The 26,498-nt window shown below is 61.8% G+C and carries 23 protein-coding genes, 1 tRNA gene and 1 riboswitch; of the genes, 13 read left to right on the forward strand and 11 right to left on the reverse strand.

Annotated elements, in window-relative coordinates; all coding sequences use genetic code 11:
- Nucleotides 1–9 precede the first annotated feature (9 nt).
- The 3 genes from FW756_RS07130 (at nt 10) to FW756_RS07140 (ending at nt 2,369) form a co-directional block, all read left to right on the forward strand.
- Nucleotides 10–600 carry an RNA polymerase sigma factor gene (locus FW756_RS07130; protein ID WP_446429465.1) on the forward strand — a complete coding sequence of 197 codons (591 nt, stop codon included), beginning with the start codon at nt 10–12 and terminating at the stop codon, nt 598–600.
- Entirely contained in the window at nt 597–1,439 is an 843-nt protein-coding gene (locus FW756_RS07135; RefSeq protein ID WP_446429466.1) for a hypothetical protein, read from the forward strand. Before FW756_RS07130 ends, FW756_RS07135 begins: the two co-directional genes overlap by 4 nt.
- Nucleotides 1,440–1,523: 84 nt before the next feature.
- Complete coding sequence (locus tag FW756_RS07140) at nt 1,524–2,369, forward strand: hypothetical protein (RefSeq protein ID WP_446429467.1); 846 nt, start codon at nt 1,524–1,526, stop codon at nt 2,367–2,369.
- A gap of 282 nt (nt 2,370–2,651) precedes the next feature.
- Here the strand turns inward: FW756_RS07140 and FW756_RS07145 are convergent, their stop codons facing one another.
- Nucleotides 2,652–2,927, reverse strand: coding sequence for a hypothetical protein (locus FW756_RS07145; RefSeq protein WP_446429468.1), 276 nt, complete (start codon nt 2,925–2,927; stop codon nt 2,652–2,654).
- Nucleotides 2,924–4,537 (reverse strand): acyl-CoA carboxylase subunit beta, encoded by a 1,614-nt coding sequence (locus FW756_RS07150; RefSeq protein ID WP_446429667.1) that lies wholly within the window; start codon nt 4,535–4,537, stop codon nt 2,924–2,926. The genes FW756_RS07145 and FW756_RS07150 overlap by 4 nt, the downstream gene beginning before the upstream one ends.
- A 93-nt stretch (nt 4,538–4,630) precedes the next feature.
- Here FW756_RS07150 and FW756_RS07155 point away from each other — a divergent pair, with 93 nt between their 5' ends.
- Complete coding sequence (locus FW756_RS07155) at nt 4,631–5,548, forward strand: biotin--[acetyl-CoA-carboxylase] ligase (protein WP_446429469.1); 918 nt, start codon at nt 4,631–4,633, stop codon at nt 5,546–5,548.
- Nucleotides 5,549–5,628: 80 nt separating this feature from the next.
- On the opposite strand, the gene FW756_RS07160 is transcribed toward FW756_RS07155, so the two are convergent.
- Complete coding sequence (locus tag FW756_RS07160; protein WP_446429470.1) at nt 5,629–6,837, reverse strand: pyridoxal phosphate-dependent aminotransferase; 1,209 nt, start codon at nt 6,835–6,837, stop codon at nt 5,629–5,631.
- Nucleotides 6,838–6,994: 157 nt separating this feature from the next.
- Between FW756_RS07160 and FW756_RS07165 the strand changes: the two genes are divergently transcribed.
- The 6 genes from FW756_RS07165 to FW756_RS07190 all read left to right on the forward strand — a co-directional run bounded on the left by FW756_RS07165 (nt 6,995) and on the right by FW756_RS07190 (nt 12,106).
- Nucleotides 6,995–7,070, forward strand: a tRNA-Trp gene (locus FW756_RS07165).
- A gap of 55 nt (nt 7,071–7,125) precedes the next feature.
- Nucleotides 7,126–7,398, forward strand: a complete 273-nt coding sequence (secE, locus tag FW756_RS07170) for a preprotein translocase subunit SecE (RefSeq protein ID WP_446429471.1) — start codon at nt 7,126–7,128, stop codon at nt 7,396–7,398.
- A 54-nt stretch (nt 7,399–7,452) separates the two neighbouring features.
- On the forward strand, nt 7,453–8,310 hold the full coding sequence (gene nusG, locus FW756_RS07175) for a transcription termination/antitermination protein NusG (RefSeq protein WP_446429472.1): 858 nt from the start codon (nt 7,453–7,455) through the stop codon (nt 8,308–8,310).
- Nucleotides 8,311–8,479: 169 nt separating this feature from the next.
- Nucleotides 8,480–9,631 (forward strand): acyltransferase family protein, encoded by a 1,152-nt coding sequence (locus tag FW756_RS07180; RefSeq protein WP_446429473.1) that lies wholly within the window; start codon nt 8,480–8,482, stop codon nt 9,629–9,631.
- A gap of 139 nt (nt 9,632–9,770) precedes the next feature.
- Nucleotides 9,771–10,544, forward strand: coding sequence for an ABC transporter ATP-binding protein (locus tag FW756_RS07185; protein WP_446429474.1), 774 nt, complete (start codon nt 9,771–9,773; stop codon nt 10,542–10,544).
- Entirely contained in the window at nt 10,526–12,106 is a 1,581-nt protein-coding gene (locus FW756_RS07190) for a hypothetical protein (RefSeq protein ID WP_446429475.1), read from the forward strand. Before FW756_RS07185 ends, FW756_RS07190 begins: the two co-directional genes overlap by 19 nt.
- A 78-nt stretch (nt 12,107–12,184) precedes the next feature.
- Here the strand turns inward: FW756_RS07190 and FW756_RS07195 are convergent, their stop codons facing one another.
- The 8 genes from FW756_RS07195 to FW756_RS07230 form a co-directional block, all read right to left on the reverse strand.
- Nucleotides 12,185–14,149: an ABC transporter ATP-binding protein gene (locus FW756_RS07195; RefSeq protein ID WP_446429668.1), complete on the reverse strand. Its 1,965-nt coding sequence runs from the start codon at nt 14,147–14,149 to the stop codon at nt 12,185–12,187.
- A gap of 152 nt (nt 14,150–14,301) precedes the next feature.
- Nucleotides 14,302–15,159 carry an endo alpha-1,4 polygalactosaminidase gene (locus FW756_RS07200; protein ID WP_446429476.1) on the reverse strand — a complete coding sequence of 286 codons (858 nt, stop codon included), beginning with the start codon at nt 15,157–15,159 and terminating at the stop codon, nt 14,302–14,304.
- Nucleotides 15,160–15,207: 48 nt separating this feature from the next.
- The gene (gene ribH / locus FW756_RS07205; RefSeq protein WP_446429477.1) at nt 15,208–15,738 is read right to left on the reverse strand and encodes a 6,7-dimethyl-8-ribityllumazine synthase; all 531 of its coding nucleotides are present in this window, start codon (nt 15,736–15,738) and stop codon (nt 15,208–15,210) included.
- Nucleotides 15,739–15,753: 15 nt separating this feature from the next.
- Nucleotides 15,754–17,013 carry a GTP cyclohydrolase II gene (gene ribA, locus FW756_RS07210; RefSeq protein ID WP_446429478.1) on the reverse strand — a complete coding sequence of 420 codons (1,260 nt, stop codon included), beginning with the start codon at nt 17,011–17,013 and terminating at the stop codon, nt 15,754–15,756.
- On the reverse strand, nt 17,010–17,684 hold the full coding sequence (locus FW756_RS07215) for a riboflavin synthase (RefSeq protein WP_446429479.1): 675 nt from the start codon (nt 17,682–17,684) through the stop codon (nt 17,010–17,012). Before FW756_RS07215 ends, ribA begins: the two co-directional genes overlap by 4 nt.
- Nucleotides 17,685–17,686: 2 nt before the next feature.
- A complete protein-coding gene (gene ribD, locus FW756_RS07220; RefSeq protein ID WP_446429480.1) occupies nt 17,687–18,820 on the reverse strand; it encodes a bifunctional diaminohydroxyphosphoribosylaminopyrimidine deaminase/5-amino-6-(5-phosphoribosylamino)uracil reductase RibD in 1,134 nt (377 codons plus the stop codon).
- A gap of 61 nt (nt 18,821–18,881) precedes the next feature.
- Nucleotides 18,882–19,029: riboswitch (FMN riboswitch) on the reverse strand.
- 136 nt (nt 19,030–19,165) lie between these two features.
- Entirely contained in the window at nt 19,166–20,185 is a 1,020-nt protein-coding gene (gene trpS / locus FW756_RS07225) for a tryptophan--tRNA ligase (protein ID WP_446429481.1), read from the reverse strand.
- 99 nt (nt 20,186–20,284) lie between these two features.
- Entirely contained in the window at nt 20,285–21,145 is an 861-nt protein-coding gene (locus FW756_RS07230) for an exodeoxyribonuclease III (RefSeq protein ID WP_446429482.1), read from the reverse strand.
- Between the two features lie 170 nt (nt 21,146–21,315).
- Between FW756_RS07230 and FW756_RS07235 the strand changes: the two genes are divergently transcribed.
- From FW756_RS07235 to FW756_RS07245, 3 genes are all read left to right on the forward strand, one after another.
- Nucleotides 21,316–21,624: a WhiB family transcriptional regulator gene (locus tag FW756_RS07235; RefSeq protein ID WP_446429483.1), complete on the forward strand. Its 309-nt coding sequence runs from the start codon at nt 21,316–21,318 to the stop codon at nt 21,622–21,624.
- Between the two features lie 124 nt (nt 21,625–21,748).
- Nucleotides 21,749–25,063 (forward strand): glycosyltransferase, encoded by a 3,315-nt coding sequence (locus FW756_RS07240; protein WP_446429484.1) that lies wholly within the window; start codon nt 21,749–21,751, stop codon nt 25,061–25,063.
- The gene (locus tag FW756_RS07245) at nt 25,060–26,466 is read left to right on the forward strand and encodes a DUF5719 family protein (RefSeq protein ID WP_446429485.1); all 1,407 of its coding nucleotides are present in this window, start codon (nt 25,060–25,062) and stop codon (nt 26,464–26,466) included. The genes FW756_RS07240 and FW756_RS07245 overlap by 4 nt, the downstream gene beginning before the upstream one ends.
- Nucleotides 26,467–26,498 lie beyond the last annotated feature (32 nt).

A 26,498-nucleotide genomic window follows, 5' to 3' on the forward strand; every position in this document is an offset into this window, starting at 1 on the left:
GTAAAAGATATGGGCTATTCAGAAGACCGCGAACGCGCATACCGGCATCTCTTTGCCGACGTGTACGATGACGCGCTGCGGTTTGCGTTGCGCCGTGCCGAGCCCACTGAGGCGGAAGAGGCTGTCGCCACAGCGATGCTTGTTGCTTGGCGCCATTTTGAACGTGCGCCGAAAGAGCCCGACGCTCGTCGCGCATGGGTATTTGGCATCGTGCGGAAGACACTCCTCAACGAACGACGCGGGTCCACACGGCGCCGGGCACTTGCGGTGCGTGTGGCTGAGCACGCACACCGCGTCCATCGCGCCGAAGACAACGAACTACAAGTTGTCGAGATCCGCGCAGATCTTGCCTCCGCATGGAAGCTGCTCACTGCGACCCAGCAAGAGGTGCTTGCGCTTGCCATCTTCGAGGAACTTGACGCGGAATCAGCGGCCATTGCGCTGGGTATCCGAACGGGAACCTATCGTGTTCGGCTCTCACGCGCACGAACCGTGTTGCGAACGTTGCTCACCGACACGAGCGTGCAGAGCGGGCCGGAACCACCAATCCGACAACCCACACAGACTTCGCCAAAAGCCGAGACCCAGGAAGCACGATGAAACTTGAAGATGAGATCCGCGCCCTGGACATCGCCGCGAACCGGCCTGACAGCCGACAGCGAGCAGCGGCGGACCGCCTCGTGGAAGAGATCTTGAGTGTGCCACCTCGGCGCCAGCGGTCTGGGCATTGGCCGCGATTCAGCCTACGGACCGGAACGGTGCTGGCGCTCGGGGCGTGTGCTGCGGTTGCGATGCTGTTGTTGCCGCAAGAATCTGCTCGAGTACCCGCAATCGCTACATGGACCGCAACTGCCGAGACCGTCGCTCCGGCAGACCTCGCAATTGCGAAGGAGGCCTGTCAGGAATCGATCGCGGAGTTTGACCTGGCGATTGCCGAACACCCGACGTCGTTGCTGTCCGAGCGGCGGGGCGACCTTGTTGGGGTGATGTTGTGGGGCGCGGATCCAGAAACCCTCCTCACCTGCCTCGTTGAACTGCCCGAAGGCACGAACCGTGCCGTGGCGACCACTGGCGGCGCGGAACTTGGCGTCACTGCTGCAGGTCCAGCAGCTGCTGGAGAAGTCGAAGGGGGGAACCTGTGGGAGCTCAAGCTCGATGGGGGAAATGCAATCATGACATGGGGGGCAGTCGGGCCGGACGTGAAAGCGGTCACCATGCACATTGGAAAGACCGCGGTCGAGGCAACGGTGCAAGACGGTCGCTATGCTGCCTGGTGGCCGACGTCAGACCTTGTCATGTTCTCACCGGCTTCACCCGCGAACGTCATCACCTTTGATCTCACCTTCAGGGACGGGTCGACGAAAACTGGGGTGCACCCTCGGTCATCTGAAGCCGTTGGAAACTGGCATGGTGTGACGTCTGAACTGGTTGCGCGGTGACTTGGTCGTGAATAGCCAAGAAATCATGGCTTGTGATGCGTTCTTCCTCGCTAACCTGGAAACGACTGCAAAGGCGGAGACGGAATGAACCTCGAAATGTATCGCCATGGAGCTAACGCTGACCAAACGACTGGTGCACGTGAACTCCTTGATGCCGAGACACCTCTCGATGTGCTGCCCTCGCGCAGCCACGTAAACCGCAGACGTGCCTTCTGGGTTATCGGTGGTATCGCTGCTGTGGGTGTGCTCGTAGCGGTAGGCGCGATGTTGATTCCGCGTGTAGATCCCGCGACCGAAGTGAATGCAGAGTGGACCACAGAACCGTCTGCGGTGTCGGCTGCTGATCTAGCAGTTGCCGTCGCATCCTGCCAGGGTGAAATGAGTCCCGCTAAGGTGCCTGCGGGCATAGCGGATGGCTCTTTGCTGGTGGCAGAACGGCGCGGCAACGCGGTCGCGCTGATGCAGCAGGCTGACATGAACGGGCACGGCTACTGTCTCGTCGCGATAGCGCCTGGTTCGAAAGAACATCATTTGGTGTTGAACGGGTGGAGCGGTTCTGACGAACCGGTGACGGCCATTGAACCAAACCAGCTCGTCAGTGATGCGCTGTTTGGGTCGGGCAACGTCCTAGGCGGGCCTAACGCTATGACGGGCGGGATGGTCGGGGAGAACGTTCTCGGAGTGACCTTCCACGTGGGTGACATGGCTGTGGAAGCCTCAGTCGAAAACGGAATGTTTCTCGTGTGGTGGCCGCTGGGTGACTCCGACTCTGAGCCTGCAGATGAGGGCCTCGAGTACTTCGTTCCTGATACCGGTGAAGAAGAGTATGAGACCCTCACGGCGGCCGAGCAACTTATGACCTACGACCTGCACCTCAAGGACGGCACGACGCTGGCCGGTCTCGAGTACTGGGACGGTCTCGAGTCCTAGGCTGGCGTTGGGGGCGGACCCCGGGTGTAGCGGCTTGACCGCCGGGCAGCCAGGCGGCGAAGTCAGTCAGGTGGCGAAGGCGGCGAAGTTGTGGCTGTGGTGCTGTGGTGCTGCGGTGAGAGCTGCGCGCACATGAGAAAACCCCGCGAAAAGCGCCCTTCTCGCCGAAAACCGTGGTTTCTGCAGGTAGAAACTATCGATCTCGGCGAGAAGGTGCGTTTTCGCGGGGTTGGGTTGAAGCCAGAGCCAGAGCCAGAGCCAAAGCGGCAAAAGCCTGCGGCTTTAGCCCTCGATGAGCAGGTCTGCGATGCCTTCTGAGACGCGCTGCGAACGAGCCCAAGGCTCGCGCTCGCGGCGCTCACGACGCTTCACACGGCGCGCTTCATCAGCACGCGCCTGAGTGAGTACGGCGATGACGGCCGCACGCTCTTCGTCGCTGACCTGCTTCGTGACGAAGGTGATGTCTTCGCCGCGGAGTACGGCATCATCCGAGCCTGCCTGCTCGCGGCGCAGGGCGTCGCGAGCAGAGGCGTCGGGCGGAAGCAGCTGGTCGCTCACAGCGGGATGTTGCCGTGCTTCTTGGCGGGCAGCTCTTCACGCTTGCCGCGGAGACCACGGAGTGCCTTGATCACTGCGAGGCGGGTGCCGGCAGGCTCGAGCACGTTGTCGAGCTCGCCGCGCTCTGCCGCGAGGAACGGCGACGTGACGTCTGCCGCGTACTTCGCGGTGAGTTCCGCACGGAGTGCCTCAACGTCCTCACCGCGCTCAGCAGCAGCTGCGAGCTCCTTGCGGTAGAGGATGTTGACGGCCCCAGAACCACCCATGACGGCGATCTCAGCGGTGGGCCACGCGATGTTGAAGTCTGCGCCCATCTCCTTCGAACCCATGACGATGTACGCGCCACCGTACGCCTTACGCGTGATGATGGTCACGAGCGGCACGGTCGCCTCTGCGTATGCGTAGAGCAGCTTCGCGCCGCGGCGAATAACGCCCTGGTGCTCCTGGTCTGCGCCGGGCAGGTAGCCGGGAACGTCAACGAGGGTCACGATGGGGATCGAGAATGCGTCACAGAAGCGCACGAATCGTGCGGCCTTTTCACTAGCTGCGATGTTCAGCGTGCCAGCCATCTGGTTGGGCTGGTTCGCGACGATGCCAACCGAACGGCCTTCAACGCGGCCGAAACCGATGAGGATGTTCGGTGCGAACAGCGGCTGCACCTCGAGGAAGTCGCCACCATCGAGGATTGCCTCGACGATTTCCTTCATGTCGTAGGGCTGGTTCGGGCTGTCAGGAATGATCGAGTTGAGACGGCGATCCGCCTCAGTGATCTCAAGAACGGCCTCGCTGTCATACACGGGAGCTTCTGCGAGATTGTTGTCAGGCAAGAAGCTCACGAGGGTACGCGCGTAATCGAGCGCGTCGTGCTCGTCGCTCGCGAGGTAGTGCGAAACACCGCTCGTCTGGTTGTGCGTGAGTGCACCACCGAGCTCTTCGAAGCCGATCTCTTCACCGGTAACGGTCTTGATGACGTCAGGACCGGTGACGAACATGTTGCTCGTCTTGTCGACCATGATGACGAAGTCGGTGAGTGCGGGGGAGTACACCGCGCCGCCAGCCGACGGGCCCATCACGAGCGAAATCTGGGGGATGACGCCGGAGCACTTGGTGTTCAGGCGGAAGATCTTTGCGTAGTTCGAGAGTGAAACGACACCCTCCTGGATACGAGCTCCGCCCGAATCCAGAATGCCGATGAGTGGCGCACCGGTCTTGAGTGCGAACTCCATCGCCTTGACGATCTTCTCGCCCGCGACCTCGCCAAGCGAGCCGCCGAAGGTGGTGAAGTCCTGCGAGAAGACGACAACCTGGCGGCCGTGGATCTCACCAGCACCCGTGACGACTGCGTCGCCGAAGGGGCGGTTGTTCTCCATGCCAAAGCCGTGCGAGCGGTGACGCACGTACTTGTCGAATTCGACGAACGAACCCGGGTCGAGGAGCGACGCGATGCGTTCGCGGGCGGTCAGCTTGCCGCGAGCATGCTGCTTTGCGGCAGCGGCAGCGTCACGGTCGCCAACGGCTTCCTGATACTTGCGTCGGTGGTCGGCAATGCGTCCGGCGGTAGTCGCCAGATCTTCCGGGGAGAATGAGTTCTCTGCAGTCACATCATTCAGCCTAGCGCGGACCACATGTCTGGAGTGGGAGAGGTTCTCCAGCGGGATCGTTAAATCGTTGTGGAATGATCACAATCAGGTACGCTCGCCCGTATGAACTTGCCGCACACCCGCACCGCCTTGCCACGTGTTGAGTGGCGTGAGAGCTCCGCGTCGACCAATGCAGAACTGCGTGAGCTTGTTGAGCGTGAGGGCGACGCAGTGCCGCACGGAACGATTCTCGCGACCGCGCAGCAGACGGCGGGCCGTGGGCGTCTCGGCCGTGGCTGGGAGATGCCTCCAGGCACTGGGCTCGCCATGTCGATGCTTATTCGAGGAGTGGGCGGATCCGCGCCAACCAGTCTCGACATCAGCTGGCTCCCGCTGATTGCTGGTTCTGCCGTTTCTGCGGCGCTGCAGCCCTTTTTCACTGCGCTGACCGAGCGCGCCCTGGAACTTGGCGAAGAAGTTCCTGAGACGCGACGCGTCGGTGTGAAGTGGCCGAACGACGTGCACGTGCGCGACGAACACGACGCGGAAAACAACAGCCCGGGGAAAAAGCTCTGCGGGATTCTTTGCGAAATGCTTCCGGGCGGTGACGTCATTGTCGGTATGGGGGTCAACCTCTTCATCGCTGAGTGGGACCTGCCGACCGAGCGATCAACGTCGCTTCTTGCGGCCGGAGCGTATCTTGGCGAAGACATCTACGAAGGGGACGAGTTCACCTTTGGCGAGCCGGGTATCTCCGCGTTTGACCCACGAGGAGCTCAGATCGTCGACCGCATCATGAGCGAAGTTGGCACGGGTTTACTTGCGCTCGTTGAGCGTTCGAAGAATGAAGCGCAGGGGGTGCGGATCCGCGCAGCACGAGACTCCGTCACCCTTGGCAGCGAAGTGCGCGTGCACTTGCCGGGCGGGGAGATCGTTGACGGTCTGGCCGTTCGGCTCGCCGAGGATGGCGCACTCGTTGTGGACCGGCCGACCGGCAAGCAACTCGTTGTGCACGCCGGCGATGTGGAACACCTGCGATAGCCGAATCCTTCGAAGTAGGAAAACACAAAGGTCGGGCACCAGCTGAACTGCTGGTGCCCGACCTTTGTGTTTTGGGAAGGTTAGTTACCCTCGGCCATGAGCGCCTGGATGCGCTGCACGCCCTCGAGGAGCGGGCCCTCACCGAGCGCGTAGCTCAGGCGGAGGTAGCCGCCGCGGCCGAAGCCCTCGCCAGGAACCGTTGCAACCTCAGCCTCGGTGAGGATGAGATCAGCGAGCTCAAGCGACGTTGCTGGGGTGACTCCGCGGTAGGTCTTGCCAAGTGCACCAGCAACGTCGACGTACGCGTAGAACGCGCCATCGGGCATCGGGCAGTGGAAGCCGGGAACCTTGTTGAGCTCTTCAACGATGAGGTTGCGGCGGCCTTCGAAGGCAACGCGCATTTCCTCGATGGGCTCCTGCGGGCCGTTGAGTGCCGCGATCGCACCACGCTGAGCGAGGTTGTTCACGTTCGAGCTCATGTGTGACTGCAGGTTTGCTGCACCCTTCATGATGTCGGACGGGCCGACCATCCAGCCGAGACGCCAGCCGGTCATTGCGTAGGTCTTTGCGACGCCGTTGACGAGGATCGCACGATCCTGGAGCGCCGGCACAGCCTCAACGATCGAGGTTGCGCGAACGCCACCGTAGACGAGGTTCTGGTAGATCTCATCAGCGATGACCCAGAGACCGTGCTCCTGTGCCCACTCGCCAATAGCCTTGGTCTCCTCGGCCGTGTAGACCGCGCCGGTCGGGTTCGAAGGTGAGACGAAGAGGAGGGCCTTGGTCTTGTCGGTGCGAGCTGCTTCGAGCTGCTCGACGGTGACCTTGTAGCCCTGATCCGCGCCCGCGAAGACCTCGACGGGTACACCGTCAGCGAGCTGAATCGCCTCGGGGTAGCTCACCCAGTACGGAGCGGGGACGATGACCTCGTCGCCCGGGTCAAGAAGCACCTGGAACGACTGATAGACAGCCTGCTTGCCGCCGTTGGTGATCATTACCTGCGATGCCTCGACCTCCCAGCCCGAGTCGCGAGCGGTCTTTGCTGCGACTGCGGTGCGCAGCTCGGGAAGGCCCGTAGCTGCGGTGTACCGGAAGTTCTTCGGGTCATCGAGGGCGACACGCACGGCGTCAACGATGTGCTTGGGCGTGGGGAAGTCAGGCTCACCAGCGGCGTAGCTGATGACCTTACGACCTTCTGCCTGAAGTGCCTTGGCCTTGGCGTCGACCTTGAGGGTCGCGGACTCGCCAATAGCTGAAATTTTCTTTGAAAGACGGGAGATGCTGCTCACGGCACTAATCGTAGCCCGAATACGTATGCTCAGTTCGACATTGAGCTTGGAATCCCGTAAAGTAATCCGAGGTAGTTGACTTCTACCAAAATTTCTTGTGCCTGACACCCTCAGCGTGAGAGAGTTTTGGTGGGTGAATTCATGGTCAATGAACCATAGGGTGGTGGCGCAATTGGTAGCGCAACGGTCTCCAAAACCGTAGGTTGCAGGTTCGAGTCCTGTCCGCCCTGCCAGATACCCGGTCGCAGATAACTGCGACCGGGCACCTGTTGGGAAAGGAAAGCCTGAATGAGTAGTACGGAAGTAGAAGGCGTCGGTTCTGCCGACTCTCATGCTCATTCGAGCGATGCGAAGAAGCGCGGCTTCTTCGGTCGAATCATCCTTTTTATCCAGCAGGTTTTCTCTGAGCTGAAGAAGGTCGTTACTCCGACCCGTAAAGAGCTCGTGAACTTCACGCTCGTTGTGATTGGCTTCGTGGTCGTCATGATGGGCCTCGTGTGGGTCCTCGACCAGCTATTCGGTTGGCTTGCAGTGTTCGTGTTCGGTTCGCTGCCGGCCTAACGGTCAGCGCGAGACTTCACACGTTCCCCCTACAGAAGCAAAGGCAGCACTGAGATGACTGAGAATCAGATCAACCCCGAGGCAGATCTCGACGCAGCGCTCGACGCGCTGGTGCAGTCGACCGATTCGGTCGCTGATGAGGCTGTAGAAGACGCACTCGACATCGATTCCGCAGAAGAGGCAAACGCCGCTGCTGCGGCCATCGAAGACGAAGAGACCGAAGCTGATGCCGCTGTTGCTGGCGATGCTGAGGCAACTGAGGGCGAAGACGGCGAGTCTGAAGAGACTGACGCTGCTGTTGACCCTCTCAAGGCTTTTAAGAAGGATCTCCGCCGCCGTCCGGGCAAGTGGTTCGTTATCCACACCTACGCCGGTTACGAGCGCAAGGTGAAGTCGAACCTCTGGAACCGCCGTGAGGTCATGGGCACCGTAGATGACATCTACGAGATCCAGGTCCCCATGGAAGAGGTCATGGAGGTCAAGAACGGCCAGCGCAAGATGGTCACCCGTGTTCGTATCCCGGGCTACGTTCTTGTTCGCATGAACCTCAACGAAGACACCTGGTCGGTTGTCCGCCACACGCCTGGCGTGACCGGCTTCGTTGGCAACGCGCACAACCCTGTACCGCTGCGCCTCAACGAGGCGTTCGAGATGCTCAAGAGCACCGTCGAACTTGATGCATCGGCTACCCAGAAGGGCTCGGCAGCTGCGAATGCTGTTGCTCAGGGTCAGGTTGAGATCGACTTCGAGATTGGTGAGACCATCACCATCAAGTCGGGCTCGTTCGAGGGCCTTCCCGGCACCATCAGCGAGATCAACCCCGCATCGGGCAAGCTCACCGTTCTGGTGTCACTGTTCGAGCGTGAAACCCCGGTCGAGCTCGGCTTCGACCAGGTCACCAAGCTTGCGTAAGTAGCTTCTGCGCTGACGCGTAACCCCGCGAGACCGGGTCTTTCTCTCGAAACCAGCGCTTTCATGCACATGAAAGCACCATTCTCGAGAGAAACGGCTCATCTTGCGGGGTTTACTTGTCCCCGCTGTCAGCCCACCCGGCATTGATTAAGCTTGCAGGGTGAACACCGTGACGTCGAACTCAGCACATTCTGGCTCCGCCCGTTCTGGCTCAGCACAGAACTCCGCTTCGAGTTCTCTTGCCCCCAAGACCGCCGCGCCAAAGGTGCGCGTTGCGCTGTGGGACAACGCTCGATTTGTGCTCATCGTGTTGGTCGTGATCGGACACATGATCTCGACCGTCCGAACGACGACCGACTTTGGCTTCGCGGCCTACGCGTTCCTCTATCTCTTCCACATGCCAGCTATGATCATGCTGTCTGGCTTGTTCGCGAAGCCAGAGGTGAATGCCAAGGCGATCCGCTCAACGATTCAGCTTGTCGTCATCTGGGTGCTGTGGGAGGGCATTTGGGCAGTCATCAAGTTCGTGGTGAATGACCAAGCTCCCGGCAAGGGCTTCCTGGTGAACTCGTCGTGGACGCTCTGGTTCCTCGTCACCCTTGCGACCCTGCGCATCGTGTTCCCATACATTGCGCGGCTGCGTTACCCGCTGACATTCTCCATTGCGCTTGCGCTCATCGGGGGCCTCAGCCCGGTGATCGGAACCAACTTCTCGGCCGCGCGTACGCTCGCGTTCTTGCCGTTCTTCGTTCTTGGCTGGCAGATCAAAGATCGAAACTTGCTCGGTGGTGAGTGGTTCATGAAGCCACGTGCGCTGACGAAGATCATTGCCGCCGGAACCCTGGCGCTTATCGCGGCTGCGTTCTTCCTTCCTGCTTTGCAGAAGAGCAATTGGCGGATCGACAAATGGTTGACGCACCGCGACAGCTACGAGTGGCTCTTCGCGAATGCACCCATGGGAAGTCTTGTTCCTGAGGGGTGGCTTGCGACCGCTGGGCTCGGAATTCTTATCGCTGGTGTACTCATGCTGATCGCTGGCATCATGACGCTGGCGCTGCTCATCCTGGTACCACGGGCGGAGACCCGAATGACTCCGTGGGGCTCACGCACCCTCTTTGTCTATCTCTTGCATGGCGTAGTGATCTGGAGCCTGCGCGAGAGCGGCGTGATCGATGCGATCGGTGGGCTGGGTAACTGGGGCATTTTGCTGCTCATTGCTGCGGCAGTCGGACTGTCGATGCTGCTCTCCATGAAGTGGGTCACGCGGGTCTTCGCGCCCGTCGTCGAACCGAAATTCGATTGGCTGTTGAAGCGAAGCTAGCTCCGCTCGCAAGCACGCGCACGCATATGCGCGGTGACGTGACGCCCGAACTCCCTCATAGGACGCGATTCCGCGCCTGGCAAACGGGATCCGCGCCCCATGCTTGAGCGTGATCCCGGCCGCAAACTAGGCTGGAACGATGACGGGTAAACTTTCGGGCGATATCGCCCTCCGCATCTCTGGGCTCGTAAAGCAGTTTGGTGAGAACGTCGTGGTCTCGGGTATCGATCTCGACGTTCCCACAGGCTCCTGCTACGGGCTTGTCGGCCCGAATGGCGCAGGCAAAACAACGACGCTCTCCATGGTGACGGGTCTCTTACGCCCCGACGCCGGTGCCGCGTGGATCCATGGCATTGATGTCTGGCAGGATCCGGTTCCGGCAAAGGCAATGATTGGCAACCTCGCCGACGGTGTGCGTCTGTTTGACCGCTTGACTGGCGAACAGCTGCTCACCTACACCGCGATGATCTTCTCGGTGCCGCGGGAGGAGATTCCGCAGCGCGTCGCCGACCTCATCGCGATGATGGACCTCGGGGCAGCCGCAGGCAAAATGGTGACCGACTATTCGGCCGGTATGACGAAGAAGATCGCCCTCGCGTGCGCGCTCGTGCATGCCCCTAAGCTGCTGGTGCTCGATGAACCGTTTGAATCGGTCGACCCGGTCTCTGCTGCAAACATCGAGGATGTGTTGCGAAGCTACACCGCATCTGGCGGCACCGTGATCGTCTCCAGTCACTCGATGGACCTTGTACAGCGACTCTGCGACCACGTTGCGATCATTGCGGCAGGCAGACTGCTTGCCTCTGGCACGGTTGATGATGTGCGTGCGGGTGAGACGCTGCAGGAGCGTTTCCTCTCACTCGTTGGTGGCCGTCACACTTCGGAAGGTCCGGCGTGGTTGCGACAATCCTAAAGCTGAAGTTCCGCATCCTCGGCAATACCCTCGCTCGCAGCCCCTGGCGCATCGTCGGCCTCGTCTTCGGCATACTTTGGGGCCTCTGGATGCTCGGCCTCCTCACGGCCGGCATGGTCGCGTTGCTCGTCTTCGGTGACGCTGAAGGCGCGCGAATGGCAGTGGTGATTGGCGGATCCGCGCTCACCCTCGGCTGGGTCATCGGACCGCTGGTCGCAGCTGGCATGGACTCGACGGTTGACGTCGAACACCTCGCGCCGCTGCCGCTATCGCGTACGCAAGTGATGCAGGTGCTCACCGCGACCGGTCTAGCCGGTGTGCCAGGCATGATCACGACGCTCGCAGCCCTCACCAGCGTCATTGCGTGGGCACGCTCACCGATTTCAGCGATTATCGCTGTGCCGTGTGCGCTCATCGGTGTGGTGTTGTGCGTGGTTGCGAGCCGTCTACTCGGAGCGGTCTCGTCGTCGCGTGGCGGCCGCCGCTGGCAGGAGATCGTGGGTACGGTCGTGCTGCTTGTGCTCATCATGACTGGCCCGATCATCACCGGTATCGGTGCAGTGCTCACCTCGGTGCGCGATCTCCCACAGCGATTTGCCGAGGTCACCCGCGTGCTTGAATGGACGCCCATCGGCGCGATCTGGGCGGTACCTGGCGATGCACTTGCCGGAGACTGGCTGTTCGCCTTTGCGCGCGTCGTCATCGCTGTCGCGAGCATCGCGGTGCTCTGGCTGCTGTGGGCACGTGCACTTGATCGCAGCGTGACGGCACCTGCCCGAAAGGCTGAACGAGTCGCGAAGGCTGGCGCACTAGGCCTGTTTGGACGTATGCCAACTGGTCCGCTTGGTGCGACGTGGGCACGGTCGCTGACCTTCTGGCTGCGTGATCCGCGCTACATGCGACAGCTCATTGTGCTCCCATTGTTCCCGGTGCTCATGCTCTTTGTCTCGGGTCTTGAAGGACTGCCATTCGCGCTTTCGGGCACCCTCGCGGCGTTCATCATGTGCACGGCCCTGTACACCGATGTTTCGTACGACGGCACGGCATTCGCCTCGGTGCTTGCCACCGGCATCAAGGGGTGGGCGGATCGCGCAGGCCGACTCCTCGCTGCAGCGTGTGTTGTCGTGCCCATCATTCTGTTGCTCGCAATTGTGCCCCCGATCCTTGGCGGAAACGTGGAACTCATTCCAGTCTCGATTGGTGCTGCGGTGGGTGTGCTGCTGATTGGCCTGGGTGTTTCGTCAGTGTCGTCGGCGCTGATGGTGATGCCAGTGGCCGCTCCGGGAGATAACCCATTCAAAACGGTTCCAGGACAGACGTTCTTGAACGGACTGGCGGTATTCGCTGTGATCGGCGTGACCTTCGTCTTGAGCATTCCTATTGTCGTGCTTGCCGTCACCGCACTCATGACCACTGACCCGCTGTTCAGCTGGTTGACCCTCGGTGTCGGTGTGGTCTGGGGTGCGGGTGTTTCTGCGCTTGGGATCCTCGTTGGGGGTCGTGCGTTTGACCGGAGTGCGCCGCGACTGCTCGCGAGTATTAGGGCGTTCCCGACGTCCTAGCGTGACCGTATACGGTCAATGCAAGGGGGGCTTCGAACTGCAACAGCGTTCGGAGCCCCCCTTGCGTGTATGCGAGAGCTAGGCGTCATCCTTAGGGACGAGGAGCTGGTGCTGCGCAAGCTCGCGGTACAGCGGGGTCGATTCGACAAGCTCGGCGTGGGTGCCTTCGCCAACGACCTTGCCACCGTCGAGCACGATGATCTTGTCAGAGTCCACAACCGTCGAGAGACGATGCGCAATGACGATGAGCGTACGCCCGGTCGAGACCGAATCAAGCGCCTCACGCATGAGACGCTCGTTAACGCCGTCGAGTGAGGCGGTCGACTCATCAAGCAGCAGAATCGGGGGAGCAGTCAACAGCGCGCGGGCGATTGCGAGTCGTTGCTTCTCGCCGCCGGAGAGCATGATGCCATTCTCGCCAACGGGCAGATCGAGTACCGAAGCGAGCGCTGGCGCCGTCCCGCGGTCGAGCTGATCCTGCGTGCGGTCGAGCAGACCGCCGAGGTTCACGGCGCGCAACACGCGTTCGCATGCCGCGTCAGATGCATCGGGGGAAGCGAGTCGAAGGTTGTCGCGCAGCGTGCCTGCAAGTACCGGAGCGTCTTGCTCGACGTATCCCATCTGTGAGCGCAGCTCGCGGCGATCGAGGAGGCGCAGGTCAGCGCCGTGCATCGAGACGACGCCAGCGGCGGGGTCGTAGAAGCGCTCGATCAGCCCGAGAATGGTCGACTTGCCAGCACCGGAGGGGCCAACGAGGGCGACGCGGGATCCGCGCGGCACATCGAAAGTGACGCCGTGCAGTACCTGTGTTTCCACGATGGTGGCTGGCGCGGCTTCCATATCGCGTCGGGCACCACGGCCAGACGAACGCACGAGGTCCCGCGCATCCGCGCGCTCTGGTGCAGCCGACCGGTAGTTGAAGTGGACATCATCGAAGCGGATCGCGGGAGCCGCGTCATCGCTCACCGTTGCGAGCGGGACGATCTTGCCGGTGGGGGAGCGATCCGCGTCGCGTTCGGTCTCGGTCTCAAGCGCCGTGATCTCTTGGATACGGCCGAGAGCGCCAAGCGCCTGGTTCACTGCTGAGATCGCGCCAAACGCCTGACCGAGTGGCATCACCATGAGGAACAGGAAGATGATGAACGTAACAAGCTGCGCGATGGTGATGGCGCCCGTGGCGACGCGGAAGCCGCCAAGGCCGAGCACGATTAGGAACGACAGCTGCATTGCGAGGAACGAGATCGGCACGATGAACGCCGAGATCTTTGCGACCTTCAACCCAAGCGTGTAGGCCTCGGTTGCATCCTGCACAGTCGCGGCTTCTTCGCGCTCGGTCGCACCAGCAGCGCGAATGGTGCGGATCGACGAAATCGAACGATCTACCTGTGCTGCGAGGTCGCCGACCTTCTCCTGGGAGCGAGCGACTGCTGGGCGGATCTGGCCCGAAATGAGCACGACGGTGATGAGGGCGATCACGATGACCGCGAATGTCATACCGAAGAGAACTGGGTCGATGACGAGCATGCCGATGAGTGCACCGACGAAGACGAGGAGGCCGCTGATTGCCTCTACAAGCCCCTGAGTGAGGACTGCGCGCAGCATGGTGGTGTCGCTACCAACGCGGGAGACGAGGTCGCCAGTGCGGCGCTGGTCGAACTGCGAGATGGGCAAGTTCATGATCTTTGCAATCAGGCGCTTGCGGCTCGTGAGCACCACACCTTCGCCCATCCGCTGCAGCACGAAATGCTGAATGCCACTGAGGATCGCGCCAACCACAACGATGCCAGTGAGCAGTGCGAGGAGGCCACCGAGCGCCTCGCCTGCCTGCACCTTGTTGATGATGAGGCCGAGCATCGGAGGTTGCACCAGCGAGGCGATGGCAGCGACGACGCCGAGCACGAGGGCAACGACCAGAAGTTTGCGCTGCTCGAAGAGGTACGGGAGGAGCTCCTTGAATGAAGCCCTTGGCCCACGTGGTTGCGAGGACGCACTGCGGGCCGATCTGGACGCGCCCCGACGCGAGCGCTTCGACGAAGCTTGCATTGATTCGTTGGTCGAGCCGGGAGCGGTTACATCAGACGTTTCAGCCACCCCAACACCTTACGCCAGCACGGCTGGACACATGCCTGAGAATTGCGCTCATTGCACACTCGTGACGGAAACGAGACGCTGTGCGGGTGCGGCTGGCTGAGATTTTACGCGCAGGTGTCGAATGTATACCCAGGAGAACCGGGCTGCGTCAGGTCACGGTCTCGCAGCACCATCCAGGTGGGATCACCATGCGCCGCGCAGACCGCTGCAAACGAGTTGTGCGTGTCAGCGAGCGACTCGGGATACTCGATGTCGATGACCTGTTCGCCGTACGTCTGGGTGTAGAGCCCACACTCGTCGTAGGCACCGCACGACTCGCTGACGGCAAAGTCGAAGCCAGCGGATTGCTTGAGTGATGCCGCATAGGCAGGCGCATTCTTCTGGCCTGCTGCGAGGCCCACGTCGTGTGCAACGGTGACAAACGCTTGTGCGAGTTCTGCGTTGTCTGACTGTGTGAGGGCTCCGTGTGAACGCTCAAAGGTATCGAGGTTGTCGAATTCGACTGCGTTGAAGCCGTCCTCGGCGCACTGTTCGATCCATGGCTTCACACGCGCGACAATCCCAGCGCGTGACTCAGCCGTCGAGGTGTCGAGCAGCACCTCGTCTGGCCAGGCAGGGTCGTAGACAGGTTCTCCCGCGCGCTGTAGCAGCAGATCGTCTGGCCAGGACGCAAGTTCTCCCGGTTGGGTTTGGAAGCCGTTCACGTAGCAAATGGAGTAGACGCCGTCGGCTGGGGGATCCGTCCGATCTCGGCCCACGATGCCGACCTCAGCTGCCGGATCGTATGCGCCGCCGAGCTGATAGTCAGGCGTTGCACCTACCGGGAGTTCTGGTACCGCGCCACTCACCGCACTGCCCGGAGTTGCGCTGCCAGGGCCGTGTCCAGTGTCTGCCTCAGCGCATGCAGAGAGTGAGAGCGCGCAAGCCGCCATCACGACGCATGCAACGGCAGGCGCAGCCACGCGCTGCACATGTCGTCTGGTGCCACGCACTCTCACCCCCCAACTGGACTAGGCCTGTGGTGTGCCAGGCACGAGCCGCATCGAGGGGCCCTCAGTGCGAATGTGACGTGCGGTGACCGCGAGATGGAGTGCTGCCTCTGCGGCTTCCTGACCCTTGGACTCGGGCGCACCTGGCGCACCTGAGCGGTCGATTGCCTGCTGCTCGTTGTCAGTCGTGAGAATGCCGAAGCCAACGGGGCGGCCGGTATCGAGCTGGACACGGGTGAGGCCGTCAGTCACGGCATTTGCGACGAAATCGAAGTGCGGGGTGCCGCCACGAATGATGATGCCGAGGCACACGACCGCGTCGAAGCCGCCGCCACCCTGCTCGGCAGGGGTGAGCGCAGCCTGCGCTGCGAGCGGCAGCTCGAAAGCGCCACCCACGCGGAACAGGGTGTGATCCGCCCCCATCCCCATGATGGTCTCGTGCGCACCCTTGATGAGATCGTTCATGATCTCCTGGTGCCAACTGCCAGCGATAACGGCCACCCGAAGACCGGTCGCGTCTACGCGAAGATCAGGTGCTCCTGCGCCACTCATGAGTACTCCTTGAACTTAGATGGAATCGGGAAGCTGGTGACCCATACGGTCACGCTTCGCGTTGAGGTAGCCGACATTCGTTTCGTTCACACCGACGACGAGGGGAACGCGCTCGGTCACGACGATGCCGTGCTCCTCAAGCTGTGCAACCTTGTCTGGGTTGTTTGTGAGCAGCCGTACCGAGGGGATGCCGAGATCAGCGAAGATCTCTGCCGCAGCGGTGTAATCACGGGCATCAGCAGGCAGGCCAAGACGAACGTTGGCGTCAAGGGTATCGACGCCCTGCTCCTGCAGCTGGTACGCACGAAGCTTGTTTGCAAGGCCGATGCCACGACCCTCCTGGCCACGCAGGTAGACGACAACGCCGCCCTCCTCGTGCACACGATCCATTGCGGCTTCGAGCTGCGGGCCACACTCGCACTTCAGCGAACCGAACGCCTCGCCGGTGATGCACTCAGAGTGCACACGTACGAGTGCGTCCTTGCCAGGCAGCTCACCCTGTGCGTTGAGCGCGACGAGCGCGAGGTGATCCACACCCGTGCGACGGTCACGGTAGGCGAGTGTGCGGAAGTCACCGTGCGAAGTCGGCAACAGGGTGTCAGCGCGGCGGCTCACGCGACGGCTGTGACGATCCGCAGCAGCAGGGCAGCCTGCGGGGTCGTGCTCGTTCAGGTACGCGATGAGCTGTTCGATCGTGATAACCGGCACTCCCTCGCGGGCACCCAGTTCGACGAGGCCAGGCAGACGCATCATCTCGCCGTCTTCTGCGACGATCTCTGCGATCACAGCGACCTCGCGCAGACCAGCGAGACGCATGAGTTCGACGCCAGCCTCAGTGTGGCCGTCGCGCACGCGTACGCCGCCATCAACCGCTCGTAGCGGAAGGATGTGGCCGGGGCGATTGACACTCGTGGGGGTGGACTCAGGGTTCGCAAGGGTACGTAGCGTCTGGGTGCGGTCACTCGCGCTGATGCCGGTGGTCACGCCCTCGGCCGCGTCAACCGTGACGGTGTACGCCGTGCCACGCACGTCTTCGTTCCGCTCCACCATCATGGGCAGGTCGAGCTGATTCGCGATCTCATTCGACATCGGGGCGCAGAGCAGGCCCGATGACCAGCGAACGGTCCATGCGATCCACTCAGGAGTTGCAAGCTCAGCCGAGAGAATGACATCGCCCTCGTTCTCACGATTCTCATTGTCAGCGACGATGACGGGGCGCCCGTCCGCAATCGCTGCAATCGCTTCTTCGATGCTGGAGATACCAGGAATGCTCATGAGCGGAATCCTTCGTTGGTGGTGATGGAAGAGGGAAGTTCGTGTACGGGGCGGTCAAACTGGAGCATGCGCGCAACGTGGCGGGCAATGATGTCGGTCTCGACATTGACGCGGTCACCGGGGGCGAGCGAGCCAAGGATCGTTGCTACAAGCGTCTCAGGAATGAGTGAAACCTCAAACCACTGTTCGGTCTGATCCGCAGCCGAGATGTCTGAAACCGTGAGTGACGTACCCGAAAGCGTCACGGAACCCTTGTCAACAAGCAGCGGAGCGAGCTCAACACCGATCGCGAAGCGGTACGTCTTCCAATTGTCTTCTGGCGTAATAGAGAGAAGCGTCGCGGTGCCGTCTACGTGACCCTGCACGATATGGCCGCCTAGGCGGGTATCGAGACGGGCGGCCCGCTCGAGATTGACCCTGCTCCCAACCGTGAGATCAGCGAGCGCTGACATGCGGATCGACTGCGCCATCACATCAGCGGTGAACGTACCACGGCCGTCAGCAGTCTGACCCTGCTCGATGACCGTGAGGCACACACCCGAAACGCAGATCGAAGTGCCGTGGGTTGCGTCGGAGGTGACGAGCGGGCCAGCGATGGTGAGTCGCAATGAGTCCCCGACTGGGGAGATATCGACGACTTCGCCGATTTCTTCAATGAGTCCGGTGAACATGGTCAGTTCTCCTCTGTGTGGTTGGTCGGCACAGCGACAACGAGGAGGTCGTCGCCAAGCTGTGAAATCTGGGCATCCTGCAGGCGGATGATGTGCGACATCGTCGGGATTCCTAGGTCGCGGACTGCGAGCTTCTCACCGCCGAGAAGCGCGGGAGCGACATAGACGAGTACCTCGTCGGCGAGGCCAGCCGCGATGATCGCGCTCGCGACCTGGGGCCCGCCTTCCACGAAGACCGAAGTGATGCCCTGCACTGCGAGCTGGGCGAAGTCGGCAGCGAGATCTTCACCGGTGAGGTGGATCGGGGCCGTCAAGCCGCGACCGGCAAGCGCCGGATGCTGCAAGATCTTCGCGTCCGCCGGAATCTCTCGCCGCCCAAGCACGATTGGAAGCGGCTGTTCAGCTGGCGGAACCAACAGCGAGCCATCGGCCGCGCGGGCAGTGAGCGATGGATCATCTGCGAGCAGGGTGCCAGTGCCAACAAGGATTGCGTCAGCCTGTGCACGACGCACGTGCACATCAGCGCGCGCCTCGGGGCCGGTGATCCACTGACTCGAACCATCAGCTGCCGCGGCACGACCGTCGAGCGTTTGCGCCCACTTCACGATCACTCGCGGGCTGGACGCCATCGCAGCATGCGACGCTGCCGCTGGTGATGTCACGTGTGCGCTCGCCGCAGCTTGGCGTGTGAGCCAACCACTGAGCAGCTCCTCTGCCGAGGCAGCGAGCACGCCTCCGGTCACGGGAATGCCAGCAGCTTGCAGGGTCGCGGATCCGCCGCCCTCTGCCTTGCCAGGGTCCTTGAGCGCGTACACAACCGCGCCAACTCCGGCCTCTGCAAGGGCGACAGCGCACGGACCGGTGCGCCCAGTGTGATTGCACGGCTCAAGTGTGACCACGGCGGTGAGCTCGGCCATGCGGTCGCGCCACTCTGCGGGCAGGTGAGCGAGCGCGGAAGTCTCTGCGTGCTGAGTGCCAGCACCCTCATGCCATCCCTCAGCAACGATGCGTCCATCGGCATCGATGAAGACGCATCCAACTTGCGGGTTCGCGTTGTCGGCGGGGCCGCGCGCAGCGATTGTGAGCGCACGCTGCATCGCGTCAACGACCGTGCGTTGCGATGTCTGCTCAGTCATCCGAATCCGCCATTTCTCAAGCGTGACCGGGTTCGCAGAACGCCGTCGGGGTCACCGACGGGCCGCGTTCCTCTCATCCGGACTAAGTGTGTGCACTGCACACACCACTACCGTCGGTACCGGAATTTCACCGGTTCAACACCCGCAGGCTGCGAGTGCTCGCGGACTTTCACCGCCGGTTTGGAATCTCACCAACCCCGGAACACATTTCTACTGTAATAGTTGCCGTCTGAGAGCGGGCAGATTTCTGCCTGGAGCGGAACGCCAAAAAAATACGTAAACGCGGGAATAAAAGAGGTGGTGTGCGAGTAACCCGCACACCACCTCTTTGCTCAGCGCCAGGAGTTAGCGACGCAGAATGCCCATCGCATCGTATGCGCGGTTGAGCGATGCCTGGGCGACCTCGTTTGCGCGGTCAGCGGCGCCTGCGAGCAGACGATCCAGCTCAGCGGGGTCTGCAAGGAGCTCCTCAGTACGTGCGCGTACTGGAGCGAGCTCAGCGTCGACGACCTCTGCGACTGCCTTCTTCAGGTGGCCATAGCCCAGGCCAGCGAACTCTTCCTCGAGGGATGCAATCGTGCGATTACCCAGCACCGAGAAGATGGTGAGGAGGTTCGAAACGCCAGGCTTTGCCTCGCGGTCGAAGCGAATCTCTGCCTCGTCGTCGGTGACGGCGCGCATGATCTTCTTTGTCGTCACGTTCGCCGGATCGAGCACCTTGATCAGGCCGGCTTCGGTCTCTGCAGACTTCGACATCTTCGCGGTCGGGTTCTGGAGATCGTAGATCTTGGCCGAACCCTTCGGAATGACCGCTTCTGGCACGACAAAGGTGTCGCCGAAGCGCGAGTTAAAGCGCTGCGCGAGGTCGCGGGTGAGCTCGACGTGCTGGCGCTGATCTTCGCCAACGGGCACAGCGTTCGCCTGGTATAGCAGAATGTCAGATGCCATGAGGATGGGGTAGGTGAAGAGGCCAACTGACGATGCCTCGATACCCTTCTTCTGCGTCTTGTCCTTAAACTGCGTCATGCGGCTTGCCTCACCAAAACCGGTGAGGGTGTTGAGGAGCCACGCAAGCTCGGCGTGCGCCGAAACATGCGACTGCACGAACAGCGTCGACTTCGCAGGATCAATGCCAGCCGCGATGTACTGCGCCGCGGTGCGGCGGGTACGAGCAGCGAGTTCTTGTGGGTCCTGCGGAACGGTGATTGCGTGCAGATTCACCACGCAGAAGAACGCGTCGTAGTCTTCCTGCATCTGCGTCCACTGGCTGAGAGCGCCAATGTAGTTACCAAGCTGGAGTGAATCGCTTGAGGGCTGCATGCCCGAGAAGATGACGGGCTTTGCTGGGGTGTTCTGTTCAGTCATTACTGCTTCTTAATACTGGTGATGTTCGGCTGCGAAAGAATGTGTGCGCCAAGGGGTCGCGATCCGCGCCCTGACCGGCGCAGCGGATTGCGCCGTGAGTTAGATGCGGTAGTCCGCGATGACGGGTGCGTGGTCGGACCAGCGAGCGTCATAAGAGGGGTAACGGTCGACTCGGTAGTCAACAACGCGCTCTGCGAGGGCGGGGGTCACGACGTGGTAGTCAATGCGCCAACCGGTGTCATTCACGAATGCCTGGCCACGGTTTGACCACCACGAGTATGGGCCGTCGACCTCGCCAGCCCAGGTGCGGCCGACGTCAATCCAGCCGAGGCCGGGACCCTCTGAACCGTCGACGCCGGTCACGGTCTCGCCGCGGGGACCGAAGAACCTGTCGAAGTATGCGCGTTCCTGGGGGAGGAAGCCAGACTTCTTGACGTTGCCCTTCCAGTTCTTGATGTCGAACTCGCGGTGCCCAACGTTGAAATCGCCAACAATCGCAACATGCTCGTGGTCGCGCTCAAGTTCGGTCATTCGCTGGCCCATTGCGGTGAGGAACGCGAACTTTGCGTCCTGACGCGGAGTGCCGACCTCGCCTGAGTGGGTGTAGTTGCTGATGACGGTAATGCTCTTGTCGCCGAGCGCGAAGTCGGCCTCGAGCCAGCGGCCCGAAGACTGGATGGTGTCTTGCTCATCAGCGGCACCCAGGCCAACGCGGTGAGCGGTCGACGGCACACGACTTGCAATCGCAACACCCGCTCTGCCCTTGATTTCGCAGGGGTCGTGGAGCCAATGCCAGCCCTGCTCGCCGAGGAATTCCTGCAGGTGCTCATCTTGGGCACGCACCTCCTGGAGCGCGAGAATGTCGACGCCACTAGCGTCGAGCCACTCGCCCATGCCCTTGCGGTAAGCGGCACGAATGCCGTTGACGTTCACCGATGCAACGCGCAGAAATTCAGACATGACTGTCATTCTATGGCTGAATTTGGCGACACGCAGCCTCGCAAAGCTGAGGAATTCACGAATCACGGTTTACACTTTCGGACTTGACTTATGTGAATCACAACGGTGTAATTATTGACGACCCACGAAGACGTGGCTCGAACAATGTTTTACCCGGAGGAGATGTACAGATGACGACACCAGCGCGCGCTCACATCCCGGGTGATTGGTATGTGGATCCGGTTCTGCTTGGCATGCCGGGCGTACGCCAGGATGATGAAGTACTCGCTTGGCAGGGCGACGCGCTGTGCGCGCAGACCGACCCTGAGGCGTTCTTCCCTGAAAAGGGCGGATCGACTCGTGAAGCTAAGCGCATCTGCGAGAGCTGCGAAGTTCGCGCTGAATGCCTTGAGTACGCGCTTGAAAACGACGAGCGTTTCGGCATCTGGGGTGGCCTCTCTGAACGAGAGCGCCGCAAGCTGCGCCGCGAAGCTATCTAAGGCCGCGATCCGCTCATCCGATCTCTCGGTGGCAGCTGCATACCCAATCGCGTGTCGTGCTGATCGACAGATCGCGGCACGCCTCCAGCCTGTCGCCAAGGTCGCAACATAAACTGGCCGCCATATGCGCAGCAAAGTTACCGTCGTTCTCGTCGCCAACCAGGGTGGAGAATGGCTCAACGAAACAGTTTCTGGGATTAGGTCGCAGACCCGTGTGCCGGCGACCCTTGTCGCGGTAAACAACGGCGGCGGCACTCGTGTGGACAATCAGCTCCGCGAGGCCGGGGTAGACGCGATTGTCGCGCTGCCCTCCAAGGTGTCATTTGGTCGCGCGGTCGCGCAGGGCGTGGAGAATCGACCGCCAGCGGAGCCAGCTTCTGGCGACGAGACAGACTGGTTCTGGCTGCTGAGCGAGGACGCCTGCCCAGAACCCGAGGCGCTCGATCACATCCTTTCGCGCGTCGAGGTCGCACCTTCGGTCGTTGTCGCTGGCCCCAAGCTTGTTGACTGGGACCATCCCGAGCGCATCATCGAACTGGGTCAGAGTCTCACCAAGCGCGGTTCACGTTGGCTCCTGCGCCGCCAGGAGCTCGACCAACAGCAGTACGACCACATGCAAGATGTCATGGGCGTTGGCCCTGTCGGCATGCTTGTGCGTGCTGACATCTGGGCACAGCTTGGCGGCTTCGACCCCGCTTACGCGACCTACGACGATGGCCTGGACTTCTGTGTGCGCACGCGTATCGCCGGGTACCGTGTAGAGGTTGCAGCCGAATCGCGCGTACGATTCGCGCGCAGCGGTGTCGCTGGCCCGCGGATCGACCGGAGCCGTTCTGTGCTGCGGCAAGCACACAAGCAGGCTCGCGTTGCGCACCTGCACCGCCGCATCGCATATTCGCCCGCATACCTTGCGGTGCTCATGTGGCTCGGTCTACCGTTCCTATCGATCGCGCGAGTAGCGTGGGCCCTCATCCGAGAGCAGCCGGGAAACATGCTTGGCGAGTTTGTTTCCGCCTGGACCGTGTTCCTGCGCCCGCAGATGCTGCTGCAATCACGCAAACGTGTGAAAGATGCGTCGCATGTTGGGTGGCCTGCGATCCGCCAATTGCGTATCGATCAGAAGCATGTGCGCACCGCTCGAATGATTGACCGAGAGGCGATCCTTGCGGCGCAGGGCCGTCAGCGCCGTGAGATTCACTTCATCTCGACCGGCGGGCTCGCGGTGCTAATTGCTGCGACGGTGCTCGCAATCGGGATGACGTGGTGGGCGATTCCGCAGACGAGCCTGAGCGGCGGCGGCATGGCGCCCCTCAGCGATTTCGCCGAACTGTGGCGTAACACTCGCATGATTGATGGTGTACCTGCTGATCCATTTACCTGGGTACTTGCGGTCCTCGGTTCGCTCACCTTCTGGAATCCCTCGCACGCGCTCGTGCTCCTCGTTATTGTCGCGATTCCGCTGTCGGCGATGGGTGCTTGGACCTGGGCTGCCCAGCTCACTGAGTCGCGCGCTGGCCGTGCCATCACCGCTCTTGGCTTTGGGCTGAGCCCGGTGCTCCTCGGTTCTATCGCTGCTGGTCGACTCACGACCTTGATCCTCGCGATCGTGCTGCCGTGGCTATTGCTCGCAGCGACGCGTTGCCGTGAGTCATGGAGCTGGGCTGGGACCGCATCGCTGCTTGCCGCAGTCGCACTTGCCTGTGCTCCGGTCTTGCTTCCTGTCGCCCTGGTCTTCCTGCTTGTCGGGCTGTTCAGCAGCGTGCGCGGAATCGCTCGAGTGCTCACGGTCGCGATCGCACCAGCAGTGCTGTTTGCGCCGAAGATCATCCACGCGCTGTGGAACGGTCTGCCACTGAACATCTTCATGGATCCTGGGGCCGTTTCGCCCTTCGCTCCTGGAAACACGTGGCACCTCCTGCTTGGCTTCCCAGAGTTTGGTCTTGAAGGCTGGGGCAAGATCTTCGAGACCATCGGTCTCGGCGGTGCGCCAGCAACACTGCTGGTCGGTGTGCTCATGCTGCCGCTCGCGCTGCTGGCACTGCTCGGTCTGTACACCGGCCGTATCGCGGTCACGGTGCTCAGTGCGTTGCTCGGTGGCTTGGGAATGTTCACGGCAATCATGTCGAGCAACCTCATTCTCACGACGAGTGGTGACACCGGAGTCGCGCTGTGGCCTGGCTCAGGTCTCGCGTTGTACTGGCTCGCAATTGTCTCGCTTGCGGCGCTTGGCGCAGAGGTGATCGGGCGTGCAGCACCTGCGGTCGTTTCTGTCGCTGTGCTCGGTGCCCTGATCGCTGTCGGTCCGCTTGCGGTGACGCTCGCCTCCGGAAATGTGCCGCTCGCAGAGCAGCGCCAGCAGACTCCTGCGATCGTGCAGGCTGCTGGCTCAGGGAATACGTCAACTCGGACGCTCGCACTCACAGCAACGGGTGACCGTGCTGTTCGCGCCGAGATCCTGCTCGGAGCAGGCACCCGCCTTGATCAGATGCGTACCGCCGACTTCCGTAAGGAACCGACCGCGCATGACACCGAAATCGCGGATCTCGTTGGCGCACTCGGTTCAGTCGGTGACCCGACCGTTGAACAACGGTTGCAGGATGCTGGCGTGAGCTTCGTGCTGTTGACTCCCGGCCCTGACGCGAGCGCAGATGCTGAGATGCAGCGCATTTTCGAGCAGCACGCAGAGTTGCTCAGTGCTGGTTCAACGCAGCAGGGTCTGCTGTGGCGTGTAGCCGATGACGTCGTGCAGAAGACCGAAGCCGGTTCAACGGCTCGGGTCCTCGCTGGGACGAACCTGAGCGGCCATACGATTTGGATCATTCAGATCATCGTGCTGTTCGGCATGTTCATGCTTGCCCTGCCAACCGGTGAGGTCGTCGAGCAGCCAGAACGCCGTGCGCGTCCAGCGAAGGCGAGGCCTGAAAAGCCCGCAAAACCTGAAAAGCCAGCGAAGCCGAAGAAGGCCAAGAAGGCGAAGCAGAGTGTGACAGCTCAGGCTGCGCTCGCGACGAACGCCGAATTGGCGCCTGCGGCGGAGCAAGAATCTGAAGTGGCAGCGTCTGACGTTGTCGTCGAGCCGGAGCCAGCTGTTGAGGCTGCAACAGAAGCTGCGGTCTCTGAGACAGCTGCCGGTTCCGCCCCCGTTGTCGAGTCACCAGAGGTTGCCGCGGTGCTCGAAGGACCGGTGGACCCCAACGCTCCGATCCCGCCCGGCTTCATGATGGTGCCGCCTGCACCGGACGCACCCGTTGCTGACGTGACGGCAGCTCCTGTCTCGCCTGAAGCAATGCGTGAGGCGACCGAGACAACTGAGGTTGCTGAGGTTTCTGAGGTTCTTGCAGTTCCTGAAGCTCCCGAGGCTGCCGAGCCAGCTGCGGGTACCGACGCGTCCACAGTGACAACCGAGCCTGACACCAACACCGAGGAGGGTCGCTCATGAGTAGCCGCACCAGCATTGTTCGGGGCAGCGTTCGTGCCGCGACCGGTCTGCTCATCACCGGCATTGCCGCGACGGCCGCGATCATACTCGGCACAGGCCCGGTGTTCCAGATTGAGCGAGATCCGCTTGCCGTAAGTGTTGATACCCAGCAGGGTGGTGCTCAGCGGCTTGTGTGCGCTGGCCCATTCGGTGAGCTTGGCGCAGACCCGAGTCGTCCCGACGTCTCAATCCCTGTCGGTACGGTTGACGTTGCATTTGCAGGAGCGGACGGCGTTACTGCCGACGAGCAGACTTTGCGTCCGCTCAATGGCTCAACAGACGGTGGAAAGACCTACACCGGAGTCGCAGGTGACACCATCGGTGCCGCGCAGCTCGTCCAAGTGAAGACGCCGACGGTTGCAGGATCGGCAGCATCCACCTGCACGGAGCCGGCCAATAGCCAGTGGCTCATCGGTGGTGCCTCCACTCTCGGCGTGACAACGACGGTGACGATTGGCAACCCATCGAATGTGATCGCTACGGTGCACCTGGCGGTGTACGACGAGAACGGTCGCGTTGACGCATCTGAGTCTGCGGGCGTCATCGTTCCCGCAGGTGGTCAGCAAACGGTCTCTCTCAACGGCTTCGCGCCCGAGCGTGAGCGTCTTGCTGTGCAGGTGACCAGTACGGGAGCCCCAGTAACCGCGACGTTGAGCGTCGCTCACATTACTGACCTGACACCTTTCGCAATTTCTTCTGCAACACGTCAGCTTCGACCCGCACAGACCTCGGTCATTCCTGGCGTCACACACCGTGATGTGTCAGGCCGCGAACACCGTGCGAGCGATGCTGGCGATGGCGACGAGGTTCCCGTTACTGTGCGTGTGATTGCAGCAGATGGCGCCGAAGGTCAAGCCCGTGTGCGGGCAGTGGATGCCTCTGGCGCGAGCACTGATCTCGGCACCATTGATCTTGCGGCAAATACCGTGGGCGAGCTGGTGGTGCCAAAGTGGCCGACGAAGGCGAATGCGGTCATCGTCGAGTCTGACGTTCCCGTGTACGCAGCAGCACGTGCTGCTGCGCGCATGCTTGGAAGCCAGGATTACGAGTGGTTTGCTGCTGCGCCAATCATCGGTGCTGACACGTCGGTTGCGGTTCCCGCGGTCGGTGGCGGCCAGCTGGTTGTCACGAACGCAGGAACTGAGACCGCCGAGGTCAGTGTCCGCGCAAAGGGCGGCGCAACCGCTGATGTGAAGGTTCCTGCGGGTGCAGCCGTGCCCGTCGCACTGAGCGGCGGATCCGTGCTGTCTACTTCGGCTCCTGTGTATGCGGCCGTCCGAGTGGTTGGCGACAACCGCATCGCGGGATACCCAGTCGTGCCCGAGGTTGATCGTGATGGTGAAATGACGGTGTACCTGCGGTGATCCGCGACCAGATTCTCCTCGTAGAATTACAG

The sequence above is a fragment of the Leucobacter sp. 1207-22 genome, from assembly GCF_052850455.1.

What these genes read in the sequence shown, in the direction of transcription:
- trpS (WP_446429481.1), bottom strand. Translation starts at nt 20,185, where the DNA reads ATGACTGAACAGAACACCCCAGCAAAGCCCGTCATCTTCTCGGGCATG.
- ribA (WP_446429478.1), bottom strand. Translation starts at nt 17,013, where the DNA reads ATGAGCATTCCTGGTATCTCCAGCATCGAAGAAGCGATTGCAGCGATT.
- nusG (WP_446429472.1), top strand. Translation starts at nt 7,453, where the DNA reads ATGACTGAGAATCAGATCAACCCCGAGGCAGATCTCGACGCAGCGCTC.
- FW756_RS07155 (WP_446429469.1), top strand. Translation starts at nt 4,631, where the DNA reads ATGAACTTGCCGCACACCCGCACCGCCTTGCCACGTGTTGAGTGGCGT.
- FW756_RS07215 (WP_446429479.1), bottom strand. Translation starts at nt 17,684, where the DNA reads ATGTTCACCGGACTCATTGAAGAAATCGGCGAAGTCGTCGATATCTCC.
- FW756_RS07235 (WP_446429483.1), top strand. Translation starts at nt 21,316, where the DNA reads ATGACGACACCAGCGCGCGCTCACATCCCGGGTGATTGGTATGTGGAT.
- FW756_RS07195 (WP_446429668.1), bottom strand. Translation starts at nt 14,149, where the DNA reads ATGCAAGCTTCGTCGAAGCGCTCGCGTCGGGGCGCGTCCAGATCGGCC.
- FW756_RS07135 (WP_446429466.1), top strand. Translation starts at nt 597, where the DNA reads ATGAAACTTGAAGATGAGATCCGCGCCCTGGACATCGCCGCGAACCGG.
- FW756_RS07140 (WP_446429467.1), top strand. Translation starts at nt 1,524, where the DNA reads ATGAACCTCGAAATGTATCGCCATGGAGCTAACGCTGACCAAACGACT.
- FW756_RS07240 (WP_446429484.1), top strand. Translation starts at nt 21,749, where the DNA reads ATGCGCAGCAAAGTTACCGTCGTTCTCGTCGCCAACCAGGGTGGAGAA.
- FW756_RS07230 (WP_446429482.1), bottom strand. Translation starts at nt 21,145, where the DNA reads ATGTCTGAATTTCTGCGCGTTGCATCGGTGAACGTCAACGGCATTCGT.
- FW756_RS07245 (WP_446429485.1), top strand. Translation starts at nt 25,060, where the DNA reads ATGAGTAGCCGCACCAGCATTGTTCGGGGCAGCGTTCGTGCCGCGACC.
- ribH (WP_446429477.1), bottom strand. Translation starts at nt 15,738, where the DNA reads ATGAGTGGCGCAGGAGCACCTGATCTTCGCGTAGACGCGACCGGTCTT.
- secE (WP_446429471.1), top strand. Translation starts at nt 7,126, where the DNA reads ATGAGTAGTACGGAAGTAGAAGGCGTCGGTTCTGCCGACTCTCATGCT.
- FW756_RS07130 (WP_446429465.1), top strand. Translation starts at nt 10, where the DNA reads ATGGGCTATTCAGAAGACCGCGAACGCGCATACCGGCATCTCTTTGCC.
- ribD (WP_446429480.1), bottom strand. Translation starts at nt 18,820, where the DNA reads ATGACTGAGCAGACATCGCAACGCACGGTCGTTGACGCGATGCAGCGT.
- FW756_RS07185 (WP_446429474.1), top strand. Translation starts at nt 9,771, where the DNA reads ATGACGGGTAAACTTTCGGGCGATATCGCCCTCCGCATCTCTGGGCTC.